Raw genomic sequence first — 5,548 nt, forward strand, 5'->3', positions numbered from 1 at the left:
GTCACCTTCCTAGGAGAAGGTGACCGCCCGCCGTCGTATTTAACTCAAGTGTGCTGCTTACGTGCCCTCGATGGCTGCCTTGGCCGTGGGGTCCGAGTCATTGAGGAACTTCTCGATGCGCTCGGGCTCCTCCGCCTCGTTGATGGCCGCGGAAGCGCGGCCCAGCGAGTAAAGCGCCCGCAGGAAGCCGCGGTTGGGTTCGTGGTCCCATGGGATGGGCCCCACGCCACGCCAGCCGTTGCGGCGGAGCGAGTCCAGGCCACGGTGGTAGCCAACCCGCGCGTAGGCGTAGGAATCGACCGTGCGGCCTTCCGCCCACGCCTCCTCTGCCAGCATGGCCCACAACAGCGACGACGTGGGGTGCTTCGCCACGAGGTCCACGGCCTCAGCGCCGAGCGCGAGATGCTGGTACACCTCGGTCTCGGCAGGCAGGAGCGTGGGCTCGGGGCCCATCAGGTTCTTGCGGAACTCGTCGGACATGACTAGAAGGTCTTGCCCGCGGAACCCAACTGCTGGGTTGCTTCCACGACGCGGGCGGCGAGGCCGGCTTCGGCGGAGGCGCCCCAGACGCGGGGATCGTACGTCTTCTTGTTGCCCACTTCGCCGTCGACCTTCAGGACGCCGTCGTAGTTGCGGAACATGTGGTCCACCACCGGACGGGTGTACGCGTACTGGGTGTCCGTGTCGATGTTCATCTTGATGGTGCCGTAGGACACCGCGTCCGCGATCTCCTGGTCCGAAGAGCCCGAGCCGCCATGGAACACCAGGTCGAACGGGTTCTCCTTGCCGATCTTCGCGCCCACCTGGGCCTGGATGTCCTTCAGGATCTCCGGGCGCAGCTTCACCCCGCCCGGCTTGTACACCCCGTGCACGTTCCCGAACGTCAGCGCGGTGATGTAGCGGCCGTTCTCGCCGGCGCCCAGTGCGTCGATCGTGGCCAGCGCGTCCTCCACCGTGGTGTAGAGCTTCTCGTTGATCTCGTGCTCAACACCGTCCTCCTCGCCGCCGACCGTGCCGATCTCGACCTCGAGGATCATCTTCGCCGCGGCCGTGCGTGCCAGCAGTTCACGGGCGATCCGCAGGTTCTCGCCCAGCGTCTCGGCCGAACCATCCCACATGTGCGAGTTGAACAGCGGGTTCCGGCCGGCCTTGACCTCGGCCTCCGAGGCGGCCAGCAGCGGCAGCACGAAACCGTCCAGCTTGTCCTTCGGGCAGTGGTCGGTGTGCAGGGCGATGTTCACGCCGTAGTTCTTGGCCACCTCGCGGGCGAACGCGGCGAAGCCCAGCGACCCGGCAACCATGTCCTTCGTGGACGCGCCGGACCAGTACGCCGCACCGCCGGTGGAAACCTGCACAATGCCGTCAGACTCGGCCTCAGCGAAGCCGCGCAGGGCCGCGTTCAGCGTCTGCGAGGACGTGACGTTGACCGCCGGAAACGCGAAGCCGCCCTTCTTGGCACGGTCGATCATCTCGGCATAGATCTCTGGGGTTGCAATAGGCATGCTGACTCCTAAATCGAATTTCGTCTGCGGGTTTCGTTGACCCTGGAGTGAACCTCGTCGGCTAGGATCCATCCTAGCCAGTTCTGCGCTGGGGCCGTGTTTACCGTCACGCCGCCCGGTAACACTTGCGGCTGTTGCCGAGATGGCACTTCACGGCAGTCCCCGTGGCGAACACTGCCGCGAACTGTCACTTCGCGCACCAGCCGCGGCTCTCCAACGCTGCGCGGACCTTGCTGACGACGGCGGGGCGGTCGCCTGTGAGGTGGAACCTTGACACGCGGACCTCCAGCCAGCCGTACTCGGCGGCGATGTCCGCTCGCCGGATATCCCTCAGGTACTGGTCCGCGGCGTTGTGGTGGGCGCCCTCGTACTGCAGCACCACGCGTTGCGCGGGATAAGCGGCATCAGGCCACAGCACGGGGGCTCCGTACACATTCCTCAACACGAAATTCAGGACCGGTTCGGGCAAGCCGCCGTTGACTATCGCCAGGCGCATCCTCGTTTCGGGCTGGGAGTCCGAACCCACCCTGATGAGCTCCACGGCTGCCCGGGCCTTGCGCACACCCCGAATTCCAGGATGCCGCGCGACCATGGCGTGAAGGTCCTCGACGGTGCATTTCGGTTCGCGGGGCCGCGGGAAGTCCGACCCGTGTGAGCACACCAGCGAGTCCCCTGCCACCACGAGTTCCTCCAGGCTCAGCTGCGAGGCCAGGTCCAGCCACGTGCGGGCAGGCGAGGTGAGCCGGACGCCGTCGTACTCCACCACCTCATCAGGAAGCAGCGTAAGGAGGTGACCCACGACGTTTGCCCTGCGGGGCACGCTGAAACCGCGGCGCCGGGCCACGTGGATCTGCCAGTCATTCTCGAGCCATCCAGGCAGGCCGGCCTCCAGCACCCGAGCGGCCGATCCATGGGAAAGCACTGAAGCGTCGTCAAGGTCGGTGTACGCGCGCACGGCCGAGAACCCGGACGCCTGCGAGCCGAGGTACATCCGGATCCCCCGCGACACCGTGGCTAGGTCCTTGGCCTCGGTACGGGTCCGGGTGACACCTGCCTTGTCCGAGGCACGGAGGGAGAACGAGCCGCGGGTCAGGTGTTCGGGAAGTGGCGCCCTGTGCATGCTCCATTGTCGCCGTGCGAGTGGGCGCCGCAGGAGTTATCCACAACCCCGCGGCCGAACCCGGATCGAGATGGCACTTAACGGCAGTCACCGCGGCGAACACTGCCGTGAAGTGCCATCTCGGCGGGGAGTTAGACGTGCTGGCCGAACACGTGACGGCGCACCCAGGCGTGCATGGCGATCGCCGCGGCTGAGCCCGCGTTGATGGAGCGGGTGGATCCGAACTGCTCGATGGACAGCGTGGCCTCCGCTGCCGCATGCACCTCCGGCGTCAGCCCCGGGCCTTCCTGCCCGAAGACCAGCACGCATTTCTGCGGCAGCTCGTAGGTCTCCAGCGGCACGGAGTCTGGGAAGATGTCGATCCCGATAATGGCCAGCCCCTCCCCCTGCGCCCAGGCCACGAAGTCATCAACGGTGGGGTGGTGGCGGACGTGCTGGTAGCGGTCTGTGACCATTGCCCCGCGGCGGTTCCACCGGCGTCGGCCGATGATATGGACCTCCTTGGCGAGGAACGCGTTGGCGGTGCGCACCACGGTGCCGATGTTGAGGTCGTGCTGCCAGTTCTCGATGGCGATGTGGAAGTCATGCCGTTTGGCGTCCAGGTCCGCGACGATCGCCTCGTGCTTCCAGTACCGGTACTTGTCCACGACGTTGCGCCGGTCGCCATCGGTCAGGAGGTCGGGATCCCAGTGGTCGCCCTCCGGCCATTCACCCTCCCAGGGCCCGACGCCGACCTCCGGCTTTTGCTCGGGGGTCCCGTTCTGGTCTGGCTGGGATGGTTCTGGTTGGGGTTCGGGTGTCCCGGGCGTTTGCGTCACCCCTCAACACTAGACTGGGCTCCGAACGCAAACATCTTGGTGAAGGAATGACATGGCAGAAGCGGACAAGGTAAAGACATCGGCGGCCGTCTACCGCAGCGGCCAGGAGATTGAGTGCTGGCTCACCGACATGGACGGCGTCCTGGTTCATGAGAACCAGGCCGTCCCCGGGGCCGCGGAATTGATCCAGCGCTGGGTGGACACCTCAAAGCGCTTCCTCGTACTCACAAACAACTCGATCTTCACGCCGCGCGACCTCGCCGCCCGGCTGCGGGCCTCCGGCCTGGAAATCCCGGAGGAGAACATCTGGACGTCGGCCCTGGCCACGGCCCAGTTCCTGAAGGACCAGGTGCACGGGTCGGACTCGGGCAACCGCGCGTACACCATCGGAGAGGCAGGGCTGACGACGGCGCTCCACGAGGCCGGCTTCATCCTCACCGACCAGAACCCCGACTTCGTGGTGCTCGGAGAAACCCGCACGTACTCCTTCGAGGCGATCACCATGGCGATCCGGCTGATCCTTGCCGGTGCGCGCTTCATCGCCACCAACCCGGACGCCACCGGCCCGTCCAAGGAGGGTCCGATGCCCGCTACCGGCGCCATCGCCGCGCTGATCACCAAGGCGACGGGCCGGGAACCGTACATTGTGGGCAAGCCGAACCCCATGATGTTCCGCTCGGCCATGAACCAGATCGACGCGCACTCGGAGACCACCGCGATGATCGGCGACCGCATGGACACCGACATCATCGCGGGCATGGAGGCCGGGCTGCACACAGTGCTGGTGCTCAGCGGCATCACGCAGCGGGACGAAATCGCCTCCTACCCGTTCCGCCCCAACCAGGTGCTGAACTCGGTGGCGGACCTCAAGAACCAGATCTAGAACGGGGTCATCTTCCCGCCGCCTCCGGGCAGCGGGAAGATCTCGTTCTCCAGGTCCTCCAGGATGGGCCGGTATACGAACGGGTTCCAGCCGGGGCTCGCGTGTGCCGGCAGCGCCCCGGTGGTCTGCCGGTCGTCCGAGACCATGTTGGCGGCGAACGTGCGCGCCCACGAATCACGGGACGTCTGGTAGTTGACCGTCTGGTCCCGCGGATTTCCGATGTAGGCCATGCGGGTGTCCCCGATCTGGCCCGCGAAGCGCGTCGCGTCGAAGTGGTAAATGTAGGCGGATTCGGTCTGGATCAGCACGCTTGAGGGGGCGAACGGGGACAGCTGCTCCAGCGTCTGGTCCAGGATCTGCCGCCACGTGCGCTCGTCCTTGTGGACCACCCGTTCCCCCAGTTCGTAGCCCCCGCGCAGCACGGAGGGAATCCGGAAGCCGCTTTCGTACAGGAACACGACGCCGTCGAACCAGCTCTGGTCCAGCACGTCGAACTTGCTGTAGGGGCTGCAGTCGAGCACGATCAGCTCCACCTTGACGCCGTGCAGCTCCAGCAGCCGGGCGGCCACCTGCGTGGCCACCATGCCGCCGAAGCTGTGGCCGTAGAAGTAGAGCGTGGTGAGGTTGTGCGCCCGGACGTGCTCGATCACGGCGATCACGAGCTGGTCGATGTCCAGGCCCAGGTTCGAATACCCGGCCGCCGCGAGCTGGCCCCGCAGCCGGAGGCTCCCGCGGAGCGAGTTGAGGATCCACTGGGCCTCCTCCCAGCTGGTTTTGTAGCCGGGGAACAGGATCCAGCTGGCGTGCGGGAAGTAGCTCTGCGCGAAGTCGTCATCGACCATGAGGATCTTGTGGACCTGCCGCTCCTCCTGCACCTGCTTCGTGAACAGCATGTCCGCGGCAAGGATGGTGGAGGCGCCGGCTCCGGTGAGGAAGGTCCGGCGGGAAAAGCGCTTCAGGTCTGCGGCGCGCCGAAGAAGCCGGGCAGCGTCTGCGCCCGGCGTCTTCTGCCGGCCCGTCTGGCCGGCGGCCCCTTCATATGGCACTGAACTACCCTAGGCACAGTCCGGCAGGGCAACACAAGCGGGCCGTGGCTGGGACCCGAGCCCTGGGGGCAAAAAGCGGAGCGGAGGGGCGCGGGGGGGGGCCCCCGGGGGCGCCCCCCGCGGGGGGTTTGGCGCCGGGTAAGCCCCCCCCCCGGGCGGGCCCGGGGGGGTTAAAAAAA

The 5,548-nt window shown here is 66.6% G+C and carries 6 protein-coding genes; 1 reads left to right on the forward strand and 5 read right to left on the reverse strand.

The window, feature by feature from the left end; translation table 11 throughout:
* Window positions 1-57: 57 nt before the first annotated feature.
* The 4 genes from ACFQ50_RS01685 to ACFQ50_RS01700 form a co-directional block, all read right to left on the reverse strand.
* Window positions 58-480 (reverse strand): DUF3151 domain-containing protein, encoded by a 423-nt coding sequence (locus tag ACFQ50_RS01685; protein WP_377993795.1) that lies wholly within the window; start codon window positions 478-480, stop codon window positions 58-60.
* A 2-nt stretch (window positions 481-482) separates the two neighbouring features.
* On the reverse strand, window positions 483-1,502 hold the full coding sequence (fbaA, locus tag ACFQ50_RS01690; RefSeq protein ID WP_377993796.1) for a class II fructose-bisphosphate aldolase: 1,020 nt from the start codon (window positions 1,500-1,502) through the stop codon (window positions 483-485).
* Window positions 1,503-1,689: 187 nt separating this feature from the next.
* A complete protein-coding gene (locus tag ACFQ50_RS01695; protein ID WP_377993797.1) occupies window positions 1,690-2,622 on the reverse strand; it encodes a hypothetical protein in 933 nt (310 codons plus the stop codon).
* A gap of 131 nt (window positions 2,623-2,753) precedes the next feature.
* Window positions 2,754-3,440 (reverse strand): TrmH family RNA methyltransferase, encoded by a 687-nt coding sequence (locus ACFQ50_RS01700; RefSeq protein ID WP_377993798.1) that lies wholly within the window; start codon window positions 3,438-3,440, stop codon window positions 2,754-2,756.
* 52 nt (window positions 3,441-3,492) lie between these two features.
* On the opposite strand from ACFQ50_RS01700, the gene ACFQ50_RS01705 reads away from it, so the two are divergent.
* Window positions 3,493-4,323, forward strand: coding sequence for an HAD-IIA family hydrolase (locus tag ACFQ50_RS01705; protein WP_377993799.1), 831 nt, complete (start codon window positions 3,493-3,495; stop codon window positions 4,321-4,323).
* Here the strand turns inward: ACFQ50_RS01705 and ACFQ50_RS01710 are convergent.
* Window positions 4,320-5,369 (reverse strand): alpha/beta fold hydrolase, encoded by a 1,050-nt coding sequence (locus ACFQ50_RS01710; protein ID WP_377993800.1) that lies wholly within the window; start codon window positions 5,367-5,369, stop codon window positions 4,320-4,322. The genes ACFQ50_RS01705 and ACFQ50_RS01710 overlap by 4 nt on opposite strands.
* Between the last annotated feature and the right edge of the window lie 179 nt (window positions 5,370-5,548).

Source organism: Arthrobacter sp. NPDC056493 (assembly GCF_042795115.1).
GTDB lineage: Bacteria > Actinomycetota > Actinomycetes > Actinomycetales > Micrococcaceae > Arthrobacter.

Excerpts from the sequence above, each read along its gene's own strand:
- fbaA (WP_377993796.1), bottom strand. The coding sequence starts at position 1,502 with ATGCCTATTGCAACCCCAGAGATCTATGCCGAGATGATCGACCGTGCC.
- ACFQ50_RS01685 (WP_377993795.1), bottom strand. The coding sequence starts at position 480 with ATGTCCGACGAGTTCCGCAAGAACCTGATGGGCCCCGAGCCCACGCTC.
- ACFQ50_RS01695 (WP_377993797.1), bottom strand. The coding sequence starts at position 2,622 with ATGCACAGGGCGCCACTTCCCGAACACCTGACCCGCGGCTCGTTCTCC.
- ACFQ50_RS01705 (WP_377993799.1), top strand. The coding sequence starts at position 3,493 with ATGGCAGAAGCGGACAAGGTAAAGACATCGGCGGCCGTCTACCGCAGC.